The following is a 24,500-nucleotide window of genomic DNA, read 5'->3' as shown; positions in this document are numbered from 1 at the left end:
AAATTGAAATTACTGGTCAGTAAACCAGCGACGTGACGCGTCGCACAACCCGCCGAGACGACGCGTTTCGGGGGTCACTCGACGGCCCGCCGCCCGCCTTCGTCCACCCGGCGGCTACTCCTCCCGGGGCGGGCGCAGCCGCGTGACGAACTTGTACCGGTCGCCCCGGTACAGCGACCGCACCCACTCCACCGGGTTGCCGTCGGCGTCGAAGCTGTGCTGGCTGTGCAGCACCAGCGGCAGGCCCACATCGACGCCGAGCAGCCGCGCCTCGTTCGGGGTCGCCAGCACGGTCTCGATCGTCGCCTCGGCCTCCGCCAGCCGCACGTCATACGCGCTGGCCAGCGCCTCGTACAGCGACGCGTAGCGGTCCAGCTGCCGCCGCAGGCCCGGGAAGCGGCGGGCCGCCAGGTGAGCCGTCTCGACGGCCATCGGCTCGCCGTTGGCCAGCCGCAGCCGCTCGATGCGCAGCACCCGCCCGCCCGACCGGATGGCCAGCAGCTCCGCCAGCTGGTCGTCGGCGTTGATGTAGCTGACGTCCAGGATCCGGGTCGCCGGGTGCAGGCCGTGCGCCCGCATCTCCTGGGTGTAGCTGGTGAGCTGGAGTACCTGCGCGACCTTGGGCTTGGCCACGAACGTGCCTTTGCCCTGGATCCGCAGGAGCCGCCCCTCGACGACCATCTCGGTCAGGGCCTGCCGCACGGTCGTCCTCGATGTTCCGAACTGGGTCGCGAGCGCGCGTTCGGGGGGTACCGGGTTTCCGGCGGGCATGGCTTCGATCAGTTCCAGAAGTAGCTTCTTGACCTGGTAGTACTTCGGAACCCGAGGCCCGTCTTCGAGTGTGCGCTGACCCGTCACGTCGGTATCCTCCACCGCTTTCCCGGCCATGTAATGGTTTGGACCACTGGTCGAGTCCTGTCCCTTGAGTATGCCCGCATCCGTGGGATGATTTGTGAGTGCCTCACCTCAGTGATCTCATCACGCGCTACACGGCGCTGAAGACGGCGGACCTGGAATGGTTCCACTCGCTGGTCTCCGACTGGCAGCTTCTGGCCGACCTCTCCTTCGCCGACCTGGTGCTCTGGGTCCGGCTGCGGGACGACACCGGCTGGGTCGCCGTCTCCCAGATGCGGCCGACCACTGGTCCAACCGCGTTCCAGGACGACCTTGTGGAGACCGTCCTGCCCGACGACGTGACCGAGATCGCGGACGGCAGTAACCAGTCCCGCCTGATCGGCCGAAAATCCCTCATCGACCGGGCGTGGAACGAGGGCCGCATCTGCCGCGAGGGCGACCCGGACTGGTCCGGCGGGGTGCCGGTGCGCGAGGAGACCATTCCGGTCCGCCGCGAGGGCAATCTCATCGCGGTGATCCAGCGCAGCACCAACCTCAGTTCGGCCCGCACACCCAGCCGCCTGGAGCTCACCTACCTGCAGAGCGCCGGCGACCTGGCGCAGATGATCTCCGAGGGCGAGTTCCCGTTCAGCGACCAGGGGCCGCTGATGGTGCGTTCACCGCGCGTCGGCGACGGCCTGCTGCGGCTCGACCGCGACGGCGAGGTGGTCTACGCCAGTCCGAACGCGCTGTCGGCCTACCGGCGGCTCGGCCTGACCGCCGACCTCGTGGGCGCGCGGCTGGACCGCACCACGCTCGAACTGGCCGCGGCGGCCGGGGGCGACCCCCGTGACGAGTCGCTGACCTGGACCGCCGGGGGCCGGGTCCCGCAGGAGGCCGAGGTGGAGGCGCGCGGCTCCACGGTCCAGCTGCGCTCGATACCGCTGGTCACCGGGGGAGTGCGCGCCGGGGCGCTGGTCATGGTCCGCGACGTCACCGAGCTGCGCCGCCGCGAGCGCGAGCTGATGACCAAGGACGCCACGATCCGCGAGATCCACCACCGGGTCAAGAACAACCTGCAGACGGTGGCGGCCCTGCTCCGCCTGCAATCGCGGCGGCTGAACATCCCTGAGGGGCGCGCGGCGCTCGACGAAGCCGTACGCAGGGTCGGGTCGATCGCGATCGTGCACGAGATGCTGTCGCACACCCCCGACGAGGTCGTGGACTTCGACGACATAGCCGACCGGGTGATCGAGATGGCGGCGGAGGTCTCCTCCACCGGTGCGACCGTGCACCCGCGCCGCGTCGGCCACTTCGGGATGCTGTCGGCGCTGATCGCGACCCCGCTGTCGATGGTGCTGGCGGAACTGGTGCAGAACGCGGTCGAGCACGGGCTGAAGCAGGAGCAGGGCGTCATCGAGGTGCGGGTGCGCCGCGACGACCCCATGGCGGGCGAGGAGGACGTCGGCCGCCTGCTGATCGAGGTCATCGACGACGGGGGCGGGCTGCCCGCCGACTTCGACATCGAGGGCACGACCAACCTCGGGCTGCAGATCGTGCGGACCCTCATCATCGGGGAACTGGGCGGCAGTCTGGAGATCAAGCCGCGCGAGAGCGGTGGCACCCGTGTCTCGATCGAGATGCCGCTGGAGAGCGACGTCCAGCCCTACCGTTGATCTCGGCGAAGTGCACCGATGACCGCCGCCGATCGTTCGGTGCGCTTCGCCGAGATCGACGCATCTAGAGCGCGGAGCGGATCATCGGCCGCGGACGCGCGGTGCGGCGGCGCTTGAGGGCGCGGCGCTCGTCCTCGCTCATGCCGCCCCACACACCCCCGTCCTGCCCGGACTCCAGTGCCCACTGCAGACACGCGGCGCTGACGGGGCAGTGCCGACACACCGCTTTGGCATCTTCGATCTGGATCAGGGCCGGCCCGGAATTCCCGATCGGAAAGAACAGCTCGGGGTCTTCGTCACGGCAGGCTGCGTGGTGGCGCCAGTCCATGCGGGGTAACTCCTCACGGTGAGGCGAACTGGGGTGTGCGACTTGTGAACGCATTCACTTGCTTCGGCGCCCAGCTGTGGAGGAACGTCTTCGTCGGCCCCCGGGTGCGCCTGCGCACTCGCCCAACGGGTTCGTCGGCGGTGTGATCCGTAGAGGCCGACCGACCCGAACCCGGCCCGGTGACCTTCGGAATCATCCCTTTTACTCGCCCGTAACGTGCGGCGATATTTTGACTCTGACAGGGATGGTCCGACCACGCAAGAGCGAAGGTATATCATCCTCTTGCCTGCCGTGTCGCGTGCGTCACAGAGCCGCTCACCTGCGGATACAGCCGCGAATTAGCCGATGATTCGTAATGCCTTCGGTATCGACTGGAAGTTGACCCGTTTCCGCACTCCGAGGTATTCGCCGTCGATCTGGAACGCGCGCGGCCGCCGCGCGGTGATGGTGATCGAGGGCTGGTCGTGCCAGCTGACGTACCCGCGCCCGTGGGGCGGCAGCCCCCTGTGCGACATCATCCGGCGCAGCAGCCGCGCCACGGTCAGAGTGTGCAGCTGCGTCAGCGCGAACGCGTCCAGCCCGAGCTCGAAGCGCGACCGCGGGGTCGGCTGCACCGGCACCGCCCCCGCATACGTCCACGGCGTCGTGTTCGTGACGAGCGCGAAGTACAGGTCGCTGACGGCGTCGTGCCCGGGGAACTGCACGGTCAGCCCGGGGTCGCGGATGGTGCCCTGCACGAACAGCTTCAGCGCGAGCGAAATGTAGAGGCCGGGGGAGGCCCGCCGCCCGGCCCGGCGCTGCCGCTCGACCTCGCGCACGACGTCGGCGTCCCACCCGAATCCGGCGCAGAAGGTGAAGTACCGGTCGTCCTGGTCGCTGGTGATCCGGCCCAGCCCGACCGTCCGCTTCTGCCCGGAGCGCAGCGCCTCCAGCACCGCGCCGGTCGCCTCGACCGGGTCGGTCGGCAGGCCCAGGGCCCGGATGAACACGTTCGCGCTGCCGCCGGGGAGCGCCGCGTAGCTCGGCCGGGTCAGCTCCTCGGGGGTGGCCAGCAGGCCGTTGACCACCTCGTTGACGGTGCCGTCGCCGCCGAGGCTGATCACCAGGTCGTACCCTTCGGACGCCGCGTTGCAGGCGAGTTCGCGGGCGTGGTCGCGGTACTCGGTCACCGCGACGCGCAGGTCGACGTCGCGCGCGATGGCTCCGACGATGACGTCGCGGGAGCGCGGCGTGGTCGTGGTCGCCTGCGGATTCACGATGAAGAGGGCACGCACCCGGTCAGTCTAGTGACCGCGGCGGGGTTAGTCTGGAACGTGTCTTCACGCCCGATCACTCTCACTCTCGCCGCGGTGCTGCAGGCGCTGATCGCCCTGGTCGTCGCGGTCGAGGGCGGCTACGTCCTGGTCAACACCGCGCTGGGTCGCGCGTTCGACGCGGAGCAGGCGCTGCCGCTCGCGATCTTCGCGCTGCTGGCCTCCGGCGCACTCGGCTACGTCGCGTTCGCGCTGTACCAGGTGAACGACTGGGCGCGCACGCCGGTCGTCGTCACGCAGCTCTTCGTGCTGGTCATCGCGTACTACATGTGGACCAGCGAGCAGTACGCCATCATGGCGGCCCTCGCCGCGGTCGCGGCGGCCGCCCTCGCCCTGGTCCTGTGCCGCCCCACCACCGCAGCCCTCTTCCCCGACCACGAAACCTGGCAGAACCGCGGCAAGGGGCAGCAATAGGGCGACCCTGATCGACCGGTGGGCACTCCTGGCCTCCGGCAGGTGGGCCTCACCCGCCGATGACCATGGCCCTACATCCGACGGCATCCGATTCGCCCGATCATTTCCCATGGTCATCTGCGATGAACGGGTGCCGCCATTCAGTGCTACGCATTCCCCGAGGTCGCAAGGCGTCATGACGCTTCGAGGTTGCCTGCCGCTTGCTTAGCCGCGTAAGTGATGATGGTCGTGGCTCCGGCCCGTTTGAACATGGTCAGGCGTTCCAGGAGTACGGCTCGGTACTCGGACGGCTTGAGAGTTCCGTTCCGTGTGAGTTCGGCATACTCGCCCGACACACTGAACGGCACGAGTGGGACTTCCGCGGCTTGGCGGAGGGAGACAAGGACGTCCAGCGAGTGCAGGGCCGGTTCTAGAAGGAGCATGTCAGCGCCTTCCGCGAGGAAGTCCCTCGCAAGCGCGACCGCTTGCTCCGGGCATGAAGGGTGGATCTGGAACGCACGCCGGTTTCCCCTGGCAGGCACAGCGTTCATGGCGCGCCGGTACCCGTCATACAAGCGGGATGTGAAGATCACATGGGGCATGATGCCGACGTCGCGGTGGCCCGACTGGTTCAGCGCCTGGCGAGTGGAGGCCGCAACGCCGTCGATCATGGCGGCCGGTCCGACGATGTCGGCCCCCGCGTCAGCCTGCTGTACGGCCTGCTCACTCAGCAGAGTCAGAGTTCCCTCGTAGTCGAAGACACCGTCTGCGTTGGTGAGGAAGCAGTTGCCGGCATGGGTGTAGGAGCACAGGCAGTTCTCGGTCATCACCGCCATGTCCTGGGCCGCTTCCTTGGCTGTCGCAATCGCGCGGTTCATGAGGTTGTCAGGTGAGGCGGCTTCACAGGCCCGATCGTCGCGCACGCTTCCGCCGCAGAAGATCTTGACCGACCCGATTCCCATGCGACGGAGTTCTCGGACCTCGACGGAGAGCCGCTGCAGGGAAACCGTGGGAACCACGGAGTCCGCGGCATCCTCGTTCTCGTGGACGAGTAAGGGCATGCACAGGTCGGCCGGGCTCACAGGTTGTCGCTGTAGGAACCTGCGCAGTGGCAGGCGACCGCGGAGCGTGCTCGATCCGGACACCGGCTCGATAGAGAAGGTGCTGGCGGGTGTGGTGACCGGCATGGGGTCGGTGAGCGACTGCTTGTCCACGCATCTCCCTTTCCGCGCTACGTATTCGAAGGGGTCTCCCGGGCGGTGCTGAGGATCTGCTCGGCGCCCTGGTCCAAGAGGTCGTAGGCAGACTGCTTGCCGAGGTCGTCGGCGTCGTGCAGGGCGCACGACCGGGTGGCGCGGATAACCGTTGTCCCGTCGAGTGAGGTCACCTGCGCGGAGAGGTGCAGTTGGCCCGAACGGACATCGGCGAAGGCGCCCACCGGGACACTGCATCCACCGTGAAGTGCCGCCAGCAGCGATCGTTCGGCTTTGACCGCGTAGTCCGTGCTCTGGTCGTGAAGCGTGCTCAATAGGTCGTGGAGTTCGGTGCTGTCTTTCCGGATCTGCACACCGAGTACGCCCTGTGCCGGAGAAGGCGGGAAGCTCTCGATGTCAAGAGCCTCGGTGATCTCTTGGGACAGGCCGAGGCGGTGAAGCCCTGCAGCCGCCAGGATCACCGCGTCCAGGTCCATATCGCGGGCCTTCCGAAGGCGAGGCGGGACATTGCCACGAATCGGAACCGTCGAGAGATCCGGGCGCAGGGCCTTGAGCTGGGCGATGCGACGGGGCGATCCGGTGCCGACGCGCGCGCCGTGTGGAAGGCCGCGGAGGGTACTCCCGCAGAGGGCATCGCGGGGGTCGGCTCGGAGTGGGACAGCTGCGAGCAGGGTTCCGTCAGTGGGTGTGGTGGCCAGGTCCTTGAGGGAGTGCAGTGCGACGTCGATCTCGCCTGCAAGTAGCGCGATCTCGATCTGCTTGGCGAAGACCCCGGGAGTTGCGGCCAGGTTCCGGAGGTCTGTCGTCCGGTCGCGGTCGCCAGCAGTCATAACGGTCTTGTGTTTGAAGACGACACCGGGATATGCGCGCTTCAGGGGCTCAAGGAGTTCTCTCACCATCGAGCGGGCTAGGCGGCTTCCTCGCGACCCGACGACGACGGTCTTGGACATATAGGGCCTCTCCCAAGGTCGGAACCTGGCTGGTGTGGGGCAGAGGCTACCGATCACTTATGCGTCCCATCGCTCATGTCGGAAAGTTCGCAAGTGAAGTTGACGTCATCGCAAGCCGATACGGGCAAGGGTGATAGTCGCCCGCCGCGGTCCGGCCCCGGCCCCGTACCGCAGGGGCAGCGACGAGGAACGAGGGGGAGCGCACCTGTTGACCCTCGCGCCGGACGGGTGGCCTCCTCCGTTGATCTCGGAGATATTGGGGTTACCCGGCCGGTTTTTACCCCAATATCCCCGAGATCAACGGATGATGGGTGCCAGGAGAGGAAATGCTTCCGTATGGCGGAAATCGCTTCACGCGAAGCGAGAGGGCGCCGTTCCGGTCGGGTCGCAGTCGCTGATCCGGCTGCCCCAACCGCTAACCAGAGCCGAAGCAGGCATGGTAAGCGTTTTCCCACCCCCCTTTCCGTTGATCTCGGAGATATTGGGGTCTCGCGGTCGATTTTTACCCCAATATCTCCGAGATCAACGGAGGAGGGCACCTGTCAGGCGCGGGGGTCGACAGGGGTGCCCAGCAGACCCCGCCCCTGAGCGCATGGTCGGACCCGGGGGTGTAAGGCCGGTCCTCCTAGCCGAGGAGTCCGAGGGCCTTGGCGAGGAGGAGGGCGGCGATGACGGCGCAGCTGAAGGGAGCCTGTTCCCAGATGGGGAAGAGGGCGCGGGTTCGGCCTGCGGTTTCGTTCAGGATGCGGCGTTTGTAGGCGCGGTAGGTCCGCCGGGCGGATTCGCGCCCTGACCAGGCGCCCAGGGCGGGGTGCGGGCTGGGGCGGCGTGCGAGTTCCGGAGCCGGAAGAGGGCGGAGCGTGCGGCCCCTGGGTGTGGCGGGCGGGGCGTAGGCGCTGGGGCCGGTGAGGCGTGCGCGGTCGGGCGCGGTGGCCGGTGGGGGAGCGGCGGCGTAGGGGCGGTGGCGTCGGGGTCCCTTTCGTCTGGTGGATGTCGTGGTCCTGGCTCGGGTACGGGCGGCGGCGTTCACGTTGCTTCTCCCGGGGAGGCGTCGTGGCGTGCGTGCTGGCTTGGTGGGGTGCCCGTCCCGCCCCCTCAGGCAGGACGGACACCCCGGGGCGGCGCTCACCGGTCCGCTCTTCCCCTCCGCACCCATGGAATGCGGCAGCGGGCGGGAGCGCCTGTCGGGTAGGTTTCTGGGTGCCGCACCGGCCCTATTAGCCCTAGGGCCGGCGCGGTTTTCTCATGCCCGGGGTCATCCCGTGACGGGGACGGGGGCGCGGGTGAGGGTGAACCAGACGGTGCGTGAGACGCGGTCGCCGTAGGTGCCCCAGGCGGTGGATAGTGCCTCGACCCAGGCCAGGCCGCGCCCGGCCTCGTTCCATTCCCGCTGCCGCCTGATGACGGGCGTTGCGCGCTTCGCCCCTGCCCCGGTGACCAGGATGGAGATCTCCTTGGTCACGATGTCGACGGTCACGGCGAAGGGACGAGCCTCGGCCAGGCGCCCGGTCTTGGGCTCGGCGGTGTTGCGAGTGTCGCCATGGATGAGGGCGTTGGTGGCGAGTTCGCTGGTGAGAAGCAGCGCGGTGTCGCGTGTACCGGGGGCTTCGCCTGACAGGACGCCGGATACGCAGTCCCGGGCGACGCCGACTTCTGCGAGACGGAGACCGGGGAGGTAGACGGTCGTGACGTTGGGTTGAGAGTCGTGCTGGAGGAACACGCGGTTCACCTCCGTGCATCGGGGGGTTGAGCAGTGCCGCCTTCGACACTGTCCGCAACCGAACTCTATGCTCGCCTGCTTCGAAACGCAATATGCTTTTCAAAGAAGGCTGCTGCTACGTTGGTGGCATGGCAAGTCCAACAGTCCGTCGATGGCAGATCGCGTACGAATTGCGCAATATGCGCGGGGATCGCACTCAGAAGGAAGTTGCGAAGGCGCTCGGAGTCGCCCAGAGCAGCATCACGCGTTGGGAAGACCCACGTGGCATGCTTCCCCGCGCACGTGATCTACGTCTGCTGCTTGAGTACTACAAGATCAGCCCAGAACGTATCGAGGAGATGCTGGGGCTGCGACGGGACGCCGAGCAGCGTGGTTGGTGGCAGACGTACCGACTCGACAAGCAATACGAGACCTTCATCGGCCTCGAAGCAGACTCCACCCGCATCCAGTCGTTCCAATCCCAGATCATCACGGGTCTTCTGCAGACCGAAGGGTACGCTCGCGCAGTCCTCAGGGCGACGCGCCCTGAGGCCACCCAGGAAGAGATCGAGCGGCTTCTCCAGGTGCGGATGATGCGCCAAGAGCGCTGGTCCACCAACAACACGGTGAAGCTTTGGGCGATCCTCGGCGAAGCTGCACTGCGGCAGGTGGTTGGAGGCCGAACCATCATGTATGAGCAGCTCGAACATCTCCGTGAGGCGTCATTCCACCCCCGAGTAACGCTGCAGGTGCTCCCCTTCGACTCCGCAGCCCACCCTGCGCTCGAAACGACGTCGTTCCAAGTCTTCCAGCTTTCGGGGCTCCCTCTCTCCGCTGTCTTCATCGATAGTCGGACAGGTAGCCTGTATCTGGAAGATTCCGCCGAAATCGAAGACTACGAAGACCTTTTCAACAAACTTCGCGCCGCTGCTCAGGACATCGACCCCACCCGTCAGTTCCTGAGCAGTATCGCGCAGGAGCACCGCGAGAGAGCGGCCCAATGAACACGAAGACCTACAGAGGCCTGCAGGACATGGGCCTCTGGCGCAAGTCCAGCTACAGCGGCCCGAACGGATGCGTCGAGGTCGCTCGTCTCCCCTTGCGATTCCGTAAGTCCAGCTACTCCCAGAACAAGGGGCAGTGTGTCGAGGTCGCGGACCTGGGCGGCGGTGCGGCCGTTCGCGACTCCGTGAACCCGCGTCTCGGCCACCTCGCCTTCGCCAGTGTTGAGTGGTCGGCATTCCTTCAGGCTGTGAAGGGTGACGCGCTCGAAGGTTAGGGGGCAGGGCAGTGGCTGGGCGGGAGCGGTTCCGTTCGGCCGCTGTTCTACTCTCCGGTGTCGTGGGCGCCGGCGAGTGTGATGGGCGCGTCTGCGACGATCTTGTGCGTGGACCATCCGAGCAGCCCGCAGGGGCCGAGCCATCCCGACGACCAGGACCCCGGTGCGCCGGTTCGGGCCGGTGTGCCTGAGCATGGGCGGGTTCCGAAGTACTACGCGGTCAAGGTCCGGATCGACGCCCTCATCGGCGAGCTGGGGGAGAGCGGCCCGCTGCCCACCGAGCGTGACCTCGCCGAACGCTACGGTGTCGCCCGCGAGACGGTCCGCCAGGCCCTGCGGGAGCTGCTGCTCGAAGGCAAGCTGCGGCGCGAGGGCCGCGGCACGGTCGTCGCCGGGCCCAAGGTGGAGCAGCCGCTGTCCATGGCCAGTTACACCGAGGGCGTCCGCAAGCAGGGCCGCAGGCCCGGCCGCCGCCTCATCGCCCTCGACCGGATCGCGTGCCCCGCGCCCCTCGCCGCCGACATCGGGCTCGAACGCGGGCAGCCCGTCTGGCACATGGAACGCGTCCTCCTCGCCGACGACGAGCGGGTCGGCCTGGAGAGCACCTACGTCGCCGTGGACCGGGTGCCGCGGCTCGACCGGGACTTCGAGCCGGACTCCTCCTTCTACGCCTACCTGCGCGACCGCCTCGGGGTCTCCTTCGGTGGCGCCGACGAGCGCATCGAGACCGTCCTGGCGACCCCGCGCGAGGCGCTGCTCATCGGCACCCCGCCCGCGCTGCCGATGCTGCTGATCCACCGCGTATCGCGCGACACCGCCGGGCGGCCGCTGGAGCGTGTGCGCAGCCTCTACCGGGGTGACCGGTTCTCCTTCACCACGCATCACGGCGATGGCGTGAGGCGGGGGCACGACTGACGTCAGCGGCGACACTGCGGCTACCTCCACGGATTGCAACGAGAAGATAACGGGTCTAGTCCAGAGTTGATGGGCGGTTCATCATCGCGTTGCCGAGCGGACCGTTCCGGTTCGCGAACCTTCAGGAGTGTTGTCACCGTGAGAGTCATCGTCGTAGGAGCCGGCGTCGTGGGCACCATGCACGCCTGGCACGCAGTGGAACGCGGCCACGAGGTCGTCCAGATCGAGCGCGAAGCCGAGGCCCGCGGCGCCTCGCTGCGCAACTTCGGGTTGGTATGGGTCAGCGGGCGCGCGGGCGGTGAGGAGCTGCAGGCCTCCCTGCGCGCACGGGAGCTGTGGGAGGCCGTCGGCTCCCGCGTCCCCGACCTCGGCTTCCGTGCCGGCGGTTCGCTGACCCCCGTCCGCGACGCACACGAACGCGCCGTCGCCGAGGCCGCGCTGGCCCGCCCCGACGCCGCCGCCCGCGGGTACAAGCTCCTCACCGCCGAGGAGGCACGGGCCCTCAACCCCGCCCTGCGCGGCGACTTCGAGGCCGCCCTGTACTGCGAACGGGACGCCGCCGTCGAGCCGCGCACCGCGCAGCGCGCCCTCCGCGCCGCACTGGCCGCGTCCCCGAACTACACCTTCCTCCCCGGGCGGGAGGTCCGGGACGTCGTCGGCGAGCACGCCGTCCGCGACGACCACGGCGACGTGCACCGCGGCGGCGCCGTCGTGCTGTGCACCGGCGCCTGGCTCTCCGGCCTCGTCCGGGAGCTCGCCGGCCCCGACCTGCCCGTGCGCCGAGTACGGCTGCAGATGATGCAGACCGACCCCCTGGGCGAGCCGCTGACCACATCCGTCGCCGACGCCGACAGCTTCCGCTACTACCCCGCCTACCGCGGACCGGCCCTGGACCGGCTCAACGCCGAGCAGCCGCAGCCCGCGACCGCCGCCGCGCACCGCATGCAGCTACTCATGACGCAGCGCGCCGACGGCGGCCTCACCATCGGCGACACGCACGAATACGAACACCCCTTCCCCTTCGACACCCTCGACGACCCCTACGACCACCTCAGCCGGGTCGCCGAGGGCTTCCTCGGTCGGCCGCTCCCCAGGGTCCGGCGCCGCTGGGCCGGGGTCTACGCCCAGTGCACCGAGCCGGACCGGGTCGTGTACCGCCGACGGCTGCGCGAGGGCGTCTGGCTCGTGACCGGACCCGGCGGGCGCGGGATGACCTGCGCGCCCGCGATCGCCGAACGGACCGCCGACGAACTGGGCTGGTGAGGAGACCGACCATGAGCCACAGCATCCGACTCGTCGTCCTCGACATGGCCGGCACCACCGTCGCCGACGGGGGCCTCGTCGAGCAGGCCTTCTCCACGGCCGCCCGACGGATGGGCGTGGAACCCGGCACCCCCGCCCACGCCGCGCACCTCGACTACGTCCGCGCCACCATGGGCGAGTCCAAGATCTCCGTCTTCCGCCACCTCTTCGGCGACGAGACCCGCGCCCGGCAGGCCAACGCCGCCTTCGAGCAGGCCTACGGCGACCTCGTCGCCGAGGGCCGCATCGCCCCCGTGCCCGGAGCGCGCGACGCCATCGAGGAGCTCACCTCCCACGGCCGCGCCGTCGTGCTGACGACCGGCTTCGCCCGCGCCACCCAGGACGCCATCCTCGACGCGCTCGGCTGGCGCGGCCTGGTGGAGCTCACCCTCTGCCCCGCCGACGCGGGGGGACGCGGCCGCCCCCATCCGGACATGGTCCTCGAAGCGTTCCTGCGCACCCGCGCAGCGGACGGGGTCCAGCAGGTCGCGGTCGCGGGCGACACCTCCTACGACATGCTCAGCGGGCGGCGCTCCGGCGCCGGGGTCGTCGCCGGGGTCCGCACCGGCGCCCACGACGAGGCGGAGCTGCGCGCGGCCGGTGCCACGCACGTCCTCGGCTCGGTCGCCGAGCTCCCCCGGCTGCTGGAGGGCCTCGACTGATGGGCAGCGGGATCCGGTTCGAGCGGGTGTCGGTCGCCTACGGCTCGGCCACCGTCCTCGACTCCTTCGACCTCACCGTCGCGCCCGGGGAGGTCATGGCCCTGCTGGGCCCCTCCGGCTCGGGCAAGACCACGGCGCTGCGAGCCGTCGCCGGGTTCGTCCGGCCCGCCTCCGGGCGGGTCTTCATCGGCGAACGGGATGTGACCGACCTGCCGCCGCACCGCCGCGGTGTCGGCATGGTGGTGCAGCAGTACGCGCTCTTCCCGCACATGCGTGTCGAGGACAACGTCGCGTTCGGGCTGAAGGCGCAGAAGGTCCCGCGGCGGGAGATCCCGGGGCGCGTCGCCGAGGTGCTCGACATGACCGGCATGGCCGCCTACGCGCGTCGCCACCCGCGCGAACTGTCCGGCGGGCAGCAGCAGCGCGTGGCGATCGCGCGGGCGCTGGCCATCCGGCCCCGGGTGCTGCTCCTCGACGAGCCGCTGTCCGCGCTCGACGCCCAGCTGCGGTCCGGGATGCTCGCCGAGCTGGCCCGGCTCCACCGCGAGCTGCCCGACCTCTCCATCCTGTACGTCACCCACGACCAGGTGGAGGCGCTGACCCTGGCCGACCGGATCGCCGTCATGGACGGGGCGCGGCTGCGCGACTGCGGCACACCGCAGGACCTGTACCGGCGGCCGCGCAACGCGTTCACGGCGTCCTTCGTGGGCAACGCGAACCTGCTGCCGGTGACCGTGCGGTCGGGAGGCGCCGAGTTCGCCGGGGTCGACCTCAAGGTCGGCACCGGGGAGGCGGCCGACGGCGCGCGGGCCACGCTGTGCGTGCGGCCCCACCTCGTCGGGCTGGGCGCGGGGCCCAACGCCCTCACCGGGTCCGTCGCCGAGGTGCAGTGGCGGGGCGCCGCGCACCGGCTCCTCGTCGACGTGGGCGGCCACCGGGTGACCGCCGACCTGCCCGAACTGCGGATGCCTCCGGCGGTGGGGGACGAGGTCACGGTGCACTTCGCGGCCGAGGACGCGGTGCTCCTGGCAGCGGGGGCGGCGGGGGTGGCCGATGGCTAGCGCCCCGACGGCCCTGCCGACGCGGCCCCCCGGCCTGCGGGTGCCACCCGCCCGCCCAGGCCCTGCGAAGCGGACGCCCGCGGCGGCCCTGTGGGCCCTGCCGCCCGTCGTCCTCATCGGTGTCGTCTTCCTCTACCCCCTGGCCCTGGTCGTCCAGCAGTCCGTCCGACCGGACCAGCTGAGCGGACCGGGGCAGGCGGAAGGCGGGGGATGGTCCGTCGCCGCCTACGCCGACGTCCTCGCCTCCCCGGCGTTCCGCGACGCACTGGGCACCACCGTGTGGCTGGCCGTCGGCGCGACCGCCGGTTGCCTGGTGCTCGGGTTCACGCTCGCGCTGATCATCGCGTTCGTGCCGTTCCCCGGTGCCAAAGCGGTCGCCAGGTTCATCGACGTGTTCCTCTCCTTCCCCTCCTTCCTCATCACGCTCGCGCTGCTGTTCATCTACGGCGGCACCGGCATCGCCAACGGCCTGTGGGCCGACGCCACCGGGGCGTCCGAGGGGCCCTTCGGGTTCCTGGCGACGCCGTGGGGCGTGCTGCTCGCCGAGATCAGCTATTTCACCCCCTTCGTGATGCGGCCGCTGCTCGCCGCGTTCGCGCAGCTCGACACCGCCCAACTGGAGGTCGCCTCCTCGCTCGGAGCGCGGCCGACCCGCATCATCCGGCGGGTGATCCTGCCCGAAGCCCTGCCCGCGCTCGCCGCCGGGGGAAGCCTCGTCCTCGTCCTGTCCCTCAACGAGTTCGGGATCGTGCTCTTCACCGGAGCCAAGGACGTCACGACGCTTCCCATGCTCGTCTACGGCAAGGCGATCCTGGAATCCGACTACACGGGCGCGTGCGTGGTCGCCGTCGTCAACGTCTGCATCTCCGTCGGTCTGTACGGCCTCTACCGGGTGGTGAGCCGCCGTGCTGGTGCATAGCCGGACGGGCAGGTGGGCCGTCTGGGCCCTGTTCGCCGCCCTCTTCCTCCCGTTGTTCGCGCTGCCGCTGCTCGTCGTGGTCGCCGCGTCCTTCGCCACCAGCTGGTCGGGTGCCTTCCCCACCGGGTTCACCGTCGGGCACTACGCGGCCGCCACCAGCGGGGAATCGCTCCAGGCCCTGACCACCAGCCTGGCCACCGCCACCACGGCGAGCGTGCTCGCCCTGGCCGTCGGCACCTGGGCCGCGCTGGCCGCGCACGCGCTCGCCCGGCGCGGGAAGCGGGTCCTCGACGCGCTGTTCATGCTCCCGATCGCCGTGCCGTCGGTGGTCGTCGGGCTCGCCGTCCTCGTCGCGTTCAGCAGGCCGCCCGTGCTGCTCAACGGCACGCCGTGGATCGTGATCCTCGCGCACACTGTCCTCGTCACCGCCTTCGCCTACCAGTCGGTGTCGGCCGCGATCGTGCGGCTCGACCCCGCCTACGCGCAGGCCGCCGCCTCACTCGGAGCCACGCCCGCCTACATCCTGTGGCGCGTGAAGCTGCCGCTGCTGCTGCCGTCCCTGAACGCCGCGGCCGGGCTCTGCTTCGCCCTGTCCATGGGCGAGCTGAGCGCCACCATGATGCTCTACCCGCCCGACTGGGTGCCGCTCCCGGTCCGGATCTACGCCGCCACGGACCGCGGCGCGCTCTTCACCGGCTCCGCCGTGGCCGTGGTCCTCATGGGCACGACGCTGCTCGTGCTGCTCGCCCTCTCCCGTATCCGCACCCGCGCCTCCTACCGCTGACCCGGCCCCGCGCCGCCGATCGACCCGCCCCGACCGACCCGCCCCGACCGACCCGCCCCGACCCGTCCGCCACCGCAAGGAGTACCTGCCGCCATGCCCGAGAACACCCCTCGGTCCAGTACGACGACGCCCTTCACCACCGTGCTCGCCGCCCTGGGCGCTCTCGCCCTCACCGCGTCCCTCACCGCCTGCGGCGGCTCCGCCGCATCCGACGCGGCCGGCGTCACCGTCTACAGCGCCGACGGCCTCAAAGGCGAGAACGGCGACGGATGGTACGACCAGGTCTTCGCAGACTTCGAGAAGGAAACCGGGATCGAGGTCAAGTACGTCGAGGGCGGCTCCGGCGAGATGGTGCAGCGCGCCCTCCGCGAGACGTCCAACACCCAGGCCGACGTCCTCGTCACCCTGCCGCCGTTCATCCAGCAGGCGCGCGGCGCCGGACTCCTGGAGCCCTACGAGCCCAAGGGAGCCGACCAGGTCGATGACGCCGACAAGGCCGCCGACGGCAGCTGGACCTCCGTCGTCAACAACTACTTCGGGTTCGTCTACAACACGAAGGAGCTGACGACGCCCCCCGCGACGTGGGAGGAGCTGCTGGACGACAGGTACGAGGGCAAGCTCCAGTACTCCACCCCCGGCGTCGCCGGAGACGGCACCGCCGTCGTCATCAAGGCCATGCACGACTTCGGCGGCCGGCAGCCCGCCATGGACTACCTGGAAAAGCTCCAGGCCAACAACGTCGGACCGTCGTCGTCCACGTCGAAGCTGGCCCCCAAGGTCGACAAGGGCGAGCTGCTGGTCGCCAACGGCGACGTGCAGATGAACTACGCACAGTCGAAGTCCATGCCGAACCTGGGCATCTGGTTCCCGAGGACGGCCGACGGCGCGCCCACCACCTTCGCCCTGCCGTACGCCGCCGGACTCGTCAAGGACGCCCCGCAGCCGGACAACGGCAGGAAGCTCCTCGACTACCTGCTCAGCCGCGAGGCCCAGGAACAGGTCAGCTCCGTCGGCGGGGGTTTCGCGGTCCGCGAGGACGTCGAGGCCACCGACGCCAACGCCGCCGAGCTCACCGAACTCATGGACGGCGTCGAGGTCATCGAACCCGACTGGGACGACATCGACGCCAACCTGCAGGACTACATCGACGCCTGGAAGACCGCGACCGGCAGCTGATCAACCCTCCCGCCACCCCCGCCCTCCCCCGGCCCCGTCGCCACTCCCACCACTCTGGAGGATCACGTGTCATCCGGCATATCCCGACGCTCACTGCTCGCCTCCGCAGCCGCACTCGCCGCCGCCGGCCCTCTCGCCTCCGCAGCCCACGCCGCCCCCAGGACCCCCAAGGTCCTGCTGATCGGGCTCGACGGAGCCATGCTCGACCGGATCACGGACGCCGAAGCACCCCGCCTCGGCGCCCTCATGGCCGCCGGGCTCACCGCGCCCAGCAGCATGCCCGTCAACCTGTCGGTCCCCACCGTGTCCGGCCCCGGCTGGTCGACCGTCCTGACCGGGGTCTGGCCCGCCAAGCACCGGGTACGGGACAACTCCTTCGGCGGCAACCGGCTTTCGCGGTACCCCGACTTCCTGACCCGCATCGAGACGGTCCGGCCCGAACTGGCCACCCACGCCGTCTCGTCGTGGGCACCGATCACCGACACCCTCCTCTCACCGAAGGTCGACGAGCGCGTGTCCACACCGGGCGACGAGTACGACGAGGGCACCACCGAGCGGGCCGTGGCGCGACTGCGCGACGCCGACCCCGACGCGATGTTCGTGCACCTCGACAACATCGACCACGCGGGCCACCGTCACGGCGCGGCGAGCCGCGAATACCTGGAGGCGATCCGTGGCGCCGACGCCCAGGTCGGGCGGATGCTCGACGCAGTCGCGGCCCGCTCCTCCCACGGCGGGGAGGACTGGCTGATCATGGTCACCGCCGACCACGGGCACACCGCCTCCGGCGGCCACGGGGGATTCAGCCGGGCCGAACGGCAGACCTTCCTCGTCGCGGCGGGCGGGAGCATCACACCGGGTTCGGAGCGGTCCGACGCGAAGATGCCGGACGCGGCCGCCTCCGCGCTCGCCCACCTGGGCATCACCCTCGACCCGGAATGGAACCTGGACGGCCGCCCCCTCCTCCGTTGATCTCGGGGATATCGGGGTGATACCGGCGAGTATCACCCCGATATCCCCGAGATCAACGGACGAGAAGCGCAGATCGGGCCCGTGGCCGGGGCGCCCCCCGGGCACGGGCCCGATCATGCGTGTTCGCGGAAGCTCAGTCGTCGGTGGTCAGCGCCTGCCGGAGCTGGGCGAGAGTGCGCGCCAGCAGCCGGGAGACGTGCATCTGGGAGATGCCCAGCTCCTGGGCGATCTGGGATTGGGTCATGTTGCCGAAGAAGCGCAGCAGCAGGATGCGCTTCTCGCGGGGCGGAAGCTGCTCCAGCAGCGGCTTCAGCGACTCGCGGTACTCCACGCCTTCGAGCGAGTCGTCCACGATGCCCAGCGAGTCGGCCACGGCCGGGGCGTCCTCGTCGCCGCTGTCCGGCGCGTCCAAGGACACGGTGGAGTAGGCGTTGGCGGACTCCAGGCCCTCCAGCACCTCTTCCTCGGTCATCTGCAGGTGCTCGGCGAGCTCGTGCACCGTGGGCGCACGACCCTCGCGCTGGGAAAGGTCGCTGACCGCTTTGGTCAGCGACAGCTTCAGCTCCTGCAGTCGGCGTGGGACGCGGACGGCCCACCCCTTGTCGCGGAAGTGCCGCTTGATCTCACCGACGATGGTGGGCGTGGCATACGTGGAGAACTCCACGCCGCGTTCCAGGTCGAAGCGGTCGATCGACTTGATCAGGCCGATCGTCGCCACCTGGGTGAGGTCGTCGAGCCACTCGCCGCGGTTGCGGAAGCGTCGCGCGAGGTACTCCACGAGGGGCAGGTGCAGCTCCACGAGCTCGTCGCGGATCCTCTGCCGCTCGGGGGCATCCTCGGGTAGCTCGCTCAGGCGCTCGAACAACTCTCGTGCGCGGGCACGGTCCGGCACCGCGTGCTCCGTTTTCGCCGTCAGAGCGGGCCCCCTTTCGCTCACGCCGACTCCACCTGGCCGCGTCGTTTGTGAAGAACGATCGAAACCCGGTCATCGGCATCGGCGGTGGCGTCGACCTCGCCCGCTAGCGCGGACAACACCGTCCAGGCGAAGGTGTCGCGCTCGGGCAGCCGACCGTCGGCGGTCAGAACCGACACCGAGATGCGCATCCCGTCGCCGGTGAGTTCGAACTCTGTGGTCAGGTCGGTTCCGGGCAGGGCTTGGGACAGCAGCATCGCGCAGGCCTCGTCGACCCCGATTCGCAGGTCCTCGATCTCGTCGAGGGTGAAGTCGAGCCTGGCCGCCAGACCGGCGGTCGCCGTGCGCAGAACAGAGAGGTACGCGCTGTCGGCCGGCATCCTGACGGTGACAGCGTCCCGTACGTCCGTGGCGCCCGACAACGGCGCGGCGGTTTCTTCGGTCACGTCCCTCCTCCGGGAAGTGGGATTGCCGCTTGAGAGCAATCTATCTTGTTTCTGCATGGTCCCGGTGCACACGGTCACATACGTGTTCCTGACCCGATGCTTACCGTTCGTCGGGCACGGTGCGCGGCCGTCGGATCGCCGCCCCTGCGCGGGTCCCGAGTTCGGCGAGGTCGGCGCCGGCGAGCCGGTAGACCGTCCACCCGTCCATCGGCACCGAACCCAGGGACGTGTAGAAGTCGATCGAAGGGATATTCCAGTCGAGCACCGACCACTCCAGGCGTGTGTAGCCCCGCTCGACGCAGATGGCGGCGAGTTCGGCCAGCAGCGCCTTGCCGTAGCCGTGGCCGCGGAACTCCGGGCGGACGTAGAGGTCCTCCAGGTAGATCCCGTGCTTGCCCGTCCACGTGGAGAAGTTGCGGAACCACAGCGCGAACCCGGCGGCCGTGGTGGAGCCGTCGCCGCCGGTGTGCTCGGCGATGTGGCAGAAGACCGCCGGGTCGGGCCCGAACAGGGCGTCGGCGAAGTCCTCCTCGGTCGCCACGGCGGCGTCCGGTTCCTTCTCGTACTCGGCGAGGTCGCGCACGAGCCGGTGGATGGTGGGGATGTCGTCGGGGCGTGCGGGGCGGATCACGGTGCTCCTCGTGGCGTGATGTGGCGTGGTGTGACGTGGGGCGAGCGGTGTGCGGCCGGGGCCGGTGGTGCGGGCGCGGTGGAACCGCGCCCCGTTCGCCCCACGCTACCCAGTGCGCGCCGATTCGTGATCACTTCGCATCCGTATCGATGCGTGGCGTGGGGGAGTGGGGACGTGGGGGAGTGGGGACGTGGGGACGTGGGGGAGTAAAGACGTCGGGAAGGCGGAAGGCGGAAGGCCGAGACGGGGTGGGACCGCGCTACAGGACGCGGGACAGGAACGCCTGGGTCCGTTCCTCCCTGGGGTCGGCCAGCACCTCGCGGGGCGGGCCGGACTCCACGACGACGCCGTCGTCCATGAAGACCAGGGAGTCGCCGACCTCGCGGGCGAAGCCCATCTCGTGGGTCACGACGACCATGGTCATGCCGTCCTCGGCGAGGCCCTTCATGACCGCGAGCACCTCGCCGACCAGCTCGGGGTCGAGCGCGCTGGTGGGCTCGTCGAACAGCATCAGGTCGGGTTCCATGGCCAGCGCCCGGGCGATCGCCACCCGCTGCTGCTGCCCGCCCGACAGCTGCCGAGGGTAGGAGGAGGCCTTCTCGGCCAGTCCGACCCGCTCCAGCAGCCGCATGGCCTTCTCCCGGGCCGCGGCCCTCTTCTCCCGCTTCACCTGCACGGGGGCTTCCATGATGTTGCCGATGACCGACATGTGCGGGAACAGGTTGAAACTCTGGAACACCATTCCGATGCCGCGCCGCTGCTCGGCCACCTGGGCGTCGTGCAGCTCGTAGAGCTTGCCGCGCTTCTGCCGGTAGCCCATGAGCTGCCCGTTCACCCACAGCCGGCCGCCGTCGACCTTCTCCAGGTGGTTGATGCAGCGCAGGAACGTGGACTTGCCCGAGCCGGACGGGCCGATCACGCACATCACCTCGCCGCGCCGCACCTCCAGGTCGATGCCGCGCAGCACCTCCAGGCGCCCGAAGTGCTTGTGCACGTTCTCGGCGATGACCATCCGGTCGTCGACGGCGGCCGGGTCGGTGCCCGATCCGGACGACGGTGCGGTGTCCCCGGCGGAACCGGCGCCGGTTCCGGTTCCGGTAGGTGTGGTGTCCTGTGTCAATTCCCCGCCTTGGTCTCGATCGCCTTCAGCGCGGCCTGGGCCTGGCGGTCGCCCTTGGTGAACGACCGTTCCAGGAAGTACTGGCCGATCATGAACACGCTGGTGATCGCGAGGTACCAGATACACGCGGCCACCAGCATCGGGAACGCCTGGAAGGTGCGTGAGCCGATGGCCTGGAGTTGGAAGAACAGCTCCGTGGTCACCGGTACGAAGGCGACCAGCGCGGTGTCCTTCAGCATCGCCACGGTCTCGTTGCCGGTCGGCGGGACGATCACCCGCAGCGCCTGCGGCAGGGTGATGCGGCGCATCACCTGGGAGTGGCGCATGCCCAGCGCCTGGGCGGCCTCGGTCTGGCCCTTGTCCACCGACTGCAGCCCCGCCCGCACGATCTCGGACATGTAGGCGCCCTCGGACAGCGCCAGGGCGAGCAGGCCGGCCATGAACCCGCTGAGGAAGGTGCGCGCGTCGATCGTGAAGATGGCCGTGCTGTAGCCGTCCAGGCCCAGCAGCGGCAGCCAGTACATGTCGAACGGCAGCCCGAACGACACCGTCGAGTACAGGATGCCGAGGTTGCCGAACAGGACCGCCAGCACCAGCCGCGGGACCGCCCGGAAGAACCACGTGTAGGTCCAGGCCACCGCGACCAGCACGGGGTTGCCCGAGAGCCGCATCAGGGCCAGCACGATGCCCAGGACGATGCCGATGAGCATCGAGAGCACGGTGAGGATGAGGGTGGTGCGCACGCCGATCAGCACCGGCGGGGTGAACATGTTCGCGAACATGAACTCCCACTTGAACGCCTCGTTCGTGACCAGCATGTGGACGAACATGGCGATCAGCACGAGGATGACGCCCGCCGCCACCCAGCGGCCCGGGTGGCGGACCGGCACGGCCTTGATCGGGGTGGGCGGTGCGGTCCCGGGGGCGCCCGGGGACACGGGGGCCTGTTCTGTCGAGCTCACGCGTGCCCGTTCTACTCGTCGACGTCCGGGTTGACCGCGGGCTGGGTGATCGCGCCCTCGTCCACACCCCACTGGTCGAGGATGGAGGAGTAGGTGCCGTCCTCGATCAAGGCGGTGTAGGCGGCGGCGATCGCCTCGGCGAGCTCGGTTTCGTCCTTGTTGATCACGGCGCCGTAGGGGGCGGCCTCGTACTGGTCGCCGAGGGTCTCCAGCTGGTCGCCGGTCTGCTTGATCGCGTAGCCGGCCACGGGCGTGTCCGCGAGCGCGGCGTCGTTCTTCCCGGAGACGATCGACTCGGTGGCCTGCGTCTGCTCCTGGAACTGCTCGATGGTGATGGTGGGCTTGCCCTCGTCGTCACACGTCTGGCTGCGCGCCTCGATGTCCTCGACCTGGATGGTGGCCCTCTGCACCGCGATGCGCTTGCCGCAGGCGTCGTCCGGGTCGACCTCCTGCGGGTTGCCCGTCTGGGTGAACCACTGGGTCCCGGCCGTGTAGTAGCTGACCATGTTGACCACTTCGAGGCGTTCCTCGTTGATGGTCACCGAGGACATGCCGACGTCGAACTTGCCGGACTGCACCCCGGTGATGATCGCGTCGAAGGGCGACGGCTTCCAGTCCGCCTCCAGGTCGAGCTTGCCCGCGACCGCCTCGAACAGGTCGACGTTGAAGCCGGTGACGGTGGTGCCGTCGGCTTCCAGGAACTCGCCGGGCGGGTACTCGGCGTTCACACCGATCTCCAGCTTGCCGGCGTCTCTGTACTCCTGGGGCACCATCGCCGCGAGCTCGGCGTCGGCTTCGACCTCCACCTTGGGCGTGGTGTCCGGGGCGGCGTCGCCGTTGCCGTTGCCGTCGCCGCACGCGGCGGCGAACAGGGCGAGACCGGCGGCGAGTGCGCCCATGCGGTAGGTGCGGTCGCGGCGGGCGGCCGCTGCGGCCGGGTGTCCTGCGATGGTCACGGCAGTCTCCTTCGTGCGGCCCCACCGCCGGTGAGCGGACGGCCGGGTCCGGTCGGACAGCGGGCTTGTGACATCCCACAAAAGCGTGGTTGACGTGGGCGTTCTATCGTGCACAACCCGCCATGTTCGGTGGGTCACCGTTGTGAGATGATTGGGTAACGGGTCAACCCCGTGGTATCGGCAGCGCCGCACTCGCATAAGAGCCGAGCGGAGTCCGACTCCCCCGAGTCCACCCAGGTCATGGCCGACCGGATCGGCGGAGTCCCCCCTAGCACCCAGGCCTCCGCGCGCTGACCGGATCTGTACGCGGCCGTTCGTGTCATGGCCGGCATGAACGCGCATGATGACGAGGGGTTTTCAACGTTGACCATCGATTCCCACGATTCCCATACCCGTACCCAGGCGCCGACCGACCCCCGGGATGAGCTGGACAGGGATCCGGCCTTCGCCCTGCACAGGGGCGGCAAGCTGCGGGTCCAGTCCTCGGTCGACGTCAGCGACCACGAGGGCCTGTCCCTCGCCTACACCCCGGGCGTGGCCCGGGTCTGCAGCGCCATCGCCGACTCCCCGGAGCTCGTCGACACCTACACCTGGAAGAACAAGGTCGTCGCGGTCGTCACCGACGGTTCGGCGGTGCTCGGCCTCGGCGACATCGGCCCCGAGGCGTCCCTCCCCGTCATGGAGGGCAAGTCGCTGCTGTTCCAGCAGTTCGGCGGCGTCGACTCGGTGCCGATCGCACTGTCCTGCCAGGACGTCGACGAGATCGTCGAGACGGTCGTGCGGATGGCGCCCTCCTTCGGCGGCATCAATCTGGAGGACATCTCCGCCCCGCGCTGCTTCGAGATCGAGCGGCGGCTGCGGGAGCGGCTGGACATCCCGGTGTTCCACGATGACCAGCACGGTACCGCGATCGTCACGGTCGCGGCGCTGCGCAACGCCGCCCGGCTGACCGGCCGCACCCTCGGTGACCTCCGCGCCGTGGTGTCGGGCGCGGGCGCGGCCGGGGTGGCCGTCACCAAGATGCTGGTCGAGGGCGGCATCGGCGACATCGCCGTCGCCGACAGCAAGGGGCTCATCTACGCGGGCCGCGAGGGCCTCAACCCCGTGAAGGCCGAGCTCGCGCGCACCAGCAACAAGGCCGGGATCAAGGGCTCGATCGAGACCGCACTGGCCGGGGCGGACGTCTTCATCGGCCTGTCGGCCGGCGAGGTGCCGGAGTCGGTCGTCGCGACGATGGCGCCCGACGCCATCATCTGCGCGATGGCCAACCCCACCCCGGAGATCCACCCGGATGTCGCGCGCAAGTACGCGAGTGTCGTCGCGACGGGACGCAGTGACTTCCCCAACCAGATCAACAACGTGCTCGCCTTCCCGGGGGTGTTCCGCGGAGCGCTGGACGTGCGCGCCCGTGACATCACCGAGGGGATGAAGCTGGCCGCCGCCGACGCGCTGGCCGGACTCGTGGGCGATGACCTCGCCGCCGACTACATCATCCCGAGCACGTTCGACGAGCGCGTGGTTCCGGCGGTCGCGTCGGCCGTCGCGGAGCAGGCGCGCAGGGACGGCGTGGCCAGGGGGTAGTCGCCGTTCGTCATCGGCCGACTGTTCTCGGTGACCGGTCCGGGGCGGGGGGACCTGCTCCGGACCGGCTTGTTCTCTGCTGCTACCGGACGGGGGAATGACGTCCGGTCCCGGACGGGGGAATGCGTCCGGTTGCGTCGGTTCCCTCCCTGTTCCGGCCGTGGGGGCGGCCGGGGTGCGGTTCCGCTGCGGTGACCGCCGTCAGAGCCGCTCGCGCGTGGCCGCGCTCAGGAAGGCCGCCCAGGCTTCGGAGGGGAAGCTCAGAACGGCCCCCGCGGGGACCTTGGAGTCGCGGACCCGGATGGCGGGCAGGGCGTCGGCGACTTCGACGCACTGCCCCCCTCCGGTACCGCTGTAGGAGCTCTTGCGCCAGAGCAGGGGGTGGGGATCGATCGCGGGCATGCCGCGCCTCCG

General features: G+C 69.6%; 27 protein-coding genes. 13 read left to right on the top strand and 14 right to left on the bottom strand.

Features of this window, described 5'->3' with window-relative positions; all coding sequences use genetic code 11:
- Positions 1-114: 114 nt before the first annotated feature.
- A complete protein-coding gene (locus HNR23_RS16315) occupies positions 115-858 on the bottom strand; it encodes a UTRA domain-containing protein (protein WP_184076464.1) in 744 nt (247 codons plus the stop codon).
- Between the two features lie 98 nt (positions 859-956).
- Between HNR23_RS16315 and HNR23_RS16310 the strand changes: the two genes are divergently transcribed.
- Positions 957-2,510 carry a histidine kinase N-terminal domain-containing protein gene (locus tag HNR23_RS16310; RefSeq protein ID WP_184076462.1) on the top strand — a complete coding sequence of 518 codons (1,554 nt, stop codon included), beginning with the start codon at positions 957-959 and terminating at the stop codon, positions 2,508-2,510.
- 64 nt (positions 2,511-2,574) lie between these two features.
- On the opposite strand, the gene HNR23_RS16305 is transcribed toward HNR23_RS16310, so the two are convergent.
- Positions 2,575-2,838 carry a WhiB family transcriptional regulator gene (locus HNR23_RS16305; protein WP_184076461.1) on the bottom strand — a complete coding sequence of 88 codons (264 nt, stop codon included), beginning with the start codon at positions 2,836-2,838 and terminating at the stop codon, positions 2,575-2,577.
- A gap of 338 nt (positions 2,839-3,176) precedes the next feature.
- Positions 3,177-4,112, bottom strand: coding sequence for a diacylglycerol kinase family protein (locus tag HNR23_RS16300; RefSeq protein WP_184076459.1), 936 nt, complete (start codon positions 4,110-4,112; stop codon positions 3,177-3,179).
- Positions 4,113-4,151: 39 nt separating this feature from the next.
- On the opposite strand from HNR23_RS16300, the gene HNR23_RS16295 reads away from it, so the two are divergent.
- Positions 4,152-4,565 carry a hypothetical protein gene (locus HNR23_RS16295; RefSeq protein ID WP_184076457.1) on the top strand — a complete coding sequence of 138 codons (414 nt, stop codon included), beginning with the start codon at positions 4,152-4,154 and terminating at the stop codon, positions 4,563-4,565.
- Between the two features lie 173 nt (positions 4,566-4,738).
- Here the strand turns inward: HNR23_RS16295 and HNR23_RS16290 are convergent, their stop codons facing one another.
- From HNR23_RS16290 to HNR23_RS16275, 4 genes are all read right to left on the bottom strand, one after another.
- Positions 4,739-5,758, bottom strand: coding sequence for a hypothetical protein (locus tag HNR23_RS16290; RefSeq protein WP_184076455.1), 1,020 nt, complete (start codon positions 5,756-5,758; stop codon positions 4,739-4,741).
- A gap of 17 nt (positions 5,759-5,775) precedes the next feature.
- On the bottom strand, positions 5,776-6,708 hold the full coding sequence (hemC, locus tag HNR23_RS16285; RefSeq protein ID WP_184076453.1) for a hydroxymethylbilane synthase: 933 nt from the start codon (positions 6,706-6,708) through the stop codon (positions 5,776-5,778).
- Between the two features lie 625 nt (positions 6,709-7,333).
- On the bottom strand, positions 7,334-7,738 hold the full coding sequence (locus tag HNR23_RS16280; RefSeq protein ID WP_184076451.1) for a hypothetical protein: 405 nt from the start codon (positions 7,736-7,738) through the stop codon (positions 7,334-7,336).
- A 225-nt stretch (positions 7,739-7,963) separates the two neighbouring features.
- Positions 7,964-8,428 (bottom strand): ATP-binding protein, encoded by a 465-nt coding sequence (locus tag HNR23_RS16275; protein WP_184076449.1) that lies wholly within the window; start codon positions 8,426-8,428, stop codon positions 7,964-7,966.
- Between the two features lie 128 nt (positions 8,429-8,556).
- On the opposite strand from HNR23_RS16275, the gene HNR23_RS16270 reads away from it, so the two are divergent.
- The 10 genes from HNR23_RS16270 (at position 8,557) to HNR23_RS16225 (ending at position 17,477) form a co-directional block, all read left to right on the top strand.
- Positions 8,557-9,411 carry a helix-turn-helix domain-containing protein gene (locus tag HNR23_RS16270; protein WP_184076447.1) on the top strand — a complete coding sequence of 285 codons (855 nt, stop codon included), beginning with the start codon at positions 8,557-8,559 and terminating at the stop codon, positions 9,409-9,411.
- Complete coding sequence (locus HNR23_RS16265) at positions 9,408-9,686, top strand: DUF397 domain-containing protein (protein ID WP_246421779.1); 279 nt, start codon at positions 9,408-9,410, stop codon at positions 9,684-9,686. Before HNR23_RS16270 ends, HNR23_RS16265 begins: the two co-directional genes overlap by 4 nt.
- Positions 9,687-9,869: 183 nt before the next feature.
- Positions 9,870-10,601 carry a GntR family transcriptional regulator gene (locus HNR23_RS16260; RefSeq protein ID WP_343070761.1) on the top strand — a complete coding sequence of 244 codons (732 nt, stop codon included), beginning with the start codon at positions 9,870-9,872 and terminating at the stop codon, positions 10,599-10,601.
- 138 nt (positions 10,602-10,739) lie between these two features.
- Positions 10,740-11,864: a TIGR03364 family FAD-dependent oxidoreductase gene (locus HNR23_RS16255; RefSeq protein ID WP_184076442.1), complete on the top strand. Its 1,125-nt coding sequence runs from the start codon at positions 10,740-10,742 to the stop codon at positions 11,862-11,864.
- 11 nt (positions 11,865-11,875) lie between these two features.
- On the top strand, positions 11,876-12,565 hold the full coding sequence (locus tag HNR23_RS16250; protein ID WP_184076440.1) for a phosphonatase-like hydrolase: 690 nt from the start codon (positions 11,876-11,878) through the stop codon (positions 12,563-12,565).
- Positions 12,565-13,626 (top strand): ABC transporter ATP-binding protein, encoded by a 1,062-nt coding sequence (locus tag HNR23_RS16245; protein ID WP_184076438.1) that lies wholly within the window; start codon positions 12,565-12,567, stop codon positions 13,624-13,626. The genes HNR23_RS16250 and HNR23_RS16245 overlap by 1 nt, the downstream gene beginning before the upstream one ends.
- Positions 13,619-14,545, top strand: a complete 927-nt coding sequence (locus HNR23_RS16240; RefSeq protein WP_184076436.1) for a 2-aminoethylphosphonate ABC transporter permease subunit — start codon at positions 13,619-13,621, stop codon at positions 14,543-14,545. The genes HNR23_RS16245 and HNR23_RS16240 overlap by 8 nt, the downstream gene beginning before the upstream one ends.
- The gene (locus tag HNR23_RS16235) at positions 14,532-15,329 is read left to right on the top strand and encodes an ABC transporter permease subunit (RefSeq protein ID WP_184076434.1); all 798 of its coding nucleotides are present in this window, start codon (positions 14,532-14,534) and stop codon (positions 15,327-15,329) included. Before HNR23_RS16240 ends, HNR23_RS16235 begins: the two co-directional genes overlap by 14 nt.
- 93 nt (positions 15,330-15,422) lie before the next feature.
- The gene (locus HNR23_RS16230; RefSeq protein WP_184076432.1) at positions 15,423-16,505 is read left to right on the top strand and encodes a 2-aminoethylphosphonate ABC transporter substrate-binding protein; all 1,083 of its coding nucleotides are present in this window, start codon (positions 15,423-15,425) and stop codon (positions 16,503-16,505) included.
- 66 nt (positions 16,506-16,571) lie between these two features.
- Complete coding sequence (locus HNR23_RS16225; protein WP_221308142.1) at positions 16,572-17,477, top strand: alkaline phosphatase family protein; 906 nt, start codon at positions 16,572-16,574, stop codon at positions 17,475-17,477.
- A gap of 133 nt (positions 17,478-17,610) precedes the next feature.
- Here the strand turns inward: HNR23_RS16225 and HNR23_RS16220 are convergent, their stop codons facing one another.
- The 6 genes from HNR23_RS16220 to HNR23_RS16195 form a co-directional block, all read right to left on the bottom strand.
- The gene (locus HNR23_RS16220; RefSeq protein WP_184076430.1) at positions 17,611-18,369 is read right to left on the bottom strand and encodes a SigB/SigF/SigG family RNA polymerase sigma factor; all 759 of its coding nucleotides are present in this window, start codon (positions 18,367-18,369) and stop codon (positions 17,611-17,613) included.
- Positions 18,370-18,410: 41 nt separating this feature from the next.
- Complete coding sequence (locus HNR23_RS16215) at positions 18,411-18,836, bottom strand: ATP-binding protein (protein WP_184076428.1); 426 nt, start codon at positions 18,834-18,836, stop codon at positions 18,411-18,413.
- Positions 18,837-18,936: 100 nt separating this feature from the next.
- A complete protein-coding gene (locus HNR23_RS16210) occupies positions 18,937-19,467 on the bottom strand; it encodes a GNAT family N-acetyltransferase (protein WP_184076426.1) in 531 nt (176 codons plus the stop codon).
- 259 nt (positions 19,468-19,726) lie between these two features.
- Positions 19,727-20,479 carry an amino acid ABC transporter ATP-binding protein gene (locus HNR23_RS16205; RefSeq protein WP_184080422.1) on the bottom strand — a complete coding sequence of 251 codons (753 nt, stop codon included), beginning with the start codon at positions 20,477-20,479 and terminating at the stop codon, positions 19,727-19,729.
- Positions 20,480-20,583: 104 nt separating this feature from the next.
- Positions 20,584-21,450 carry an amino acid ABC transporter permease gene (locus HNR23_RS16200; protein ID WP_394353825.1) on the bottom strand — a complete coding sequence of 289 codons (867 nt, stop codon included), beginning with the start codon at positions 21,448-21,450 and terminating at the stop codon, positions 20,584-20,586.
- A 110-nt stretch (positions 21,451-21,560) separates the two neighbouring features.
- Positions 21,561-22,505 (bottom strand): ABC transporter substrate-binding protein, encoded by a 945-nt coding sequence (locus HNR23_RS16195; protein WP_343070586.1) that lies wholly within the window; start codon positions 22,503-22,505, stop codon positions 21,561-21,563.
- A 369-nt stretch (positions 22,506-22,874) separates the two neighbouring features.
- On the opposite strand from HNR23_RS16195, the gene HNR23_RS16190 reads away from it, so the two are divergent.
- Positions 22,875-24,086, top strand: coding sequence for an NAD(P)-dependent malic enzyme (locus tag HNR23_RS16190; protein ID WP_343070760.1), 1,212 nt, complete (start codon positions 22,875-22,877; stop codon positions 24,084-24,086).
- A 201-nt stretch (positions 24,087-24,287) separates the two neighbouring features.
- On the opposite strand, the gene HNR23_RS16185 is transcribed toward HNR23_RS16190, so the two are convergent.
- Positions 24,288-24,488: a DUF397 domain-containing protein gene (locus tag HNR23_RS16185; RefSeq protein ID WP_184076424.1), complete on the bottom strand. Its 201-nt coding sequence runs from the start codon at positions 24,486-24,488 to the stop codon at positions 24,288-24,290.
- Positions 24,489-24,500 lie beyond the last annotated feature (12 nt).

The organism is Nocardiopsis mwathae (assembly GCF_014201195.1).
Taxonomy (GTDB): Bacteria; Actinomycetota; Actinomycetes; order Streptosporangiales; family Streptosporangiaceae; genus Nocardiopsis_C; species Nocardiopsis_C mwathae.
Note: the sequence above shows the minus strand (reverse complement) of the source record. Positions and strands in the feature narration are given on the sequence as shown.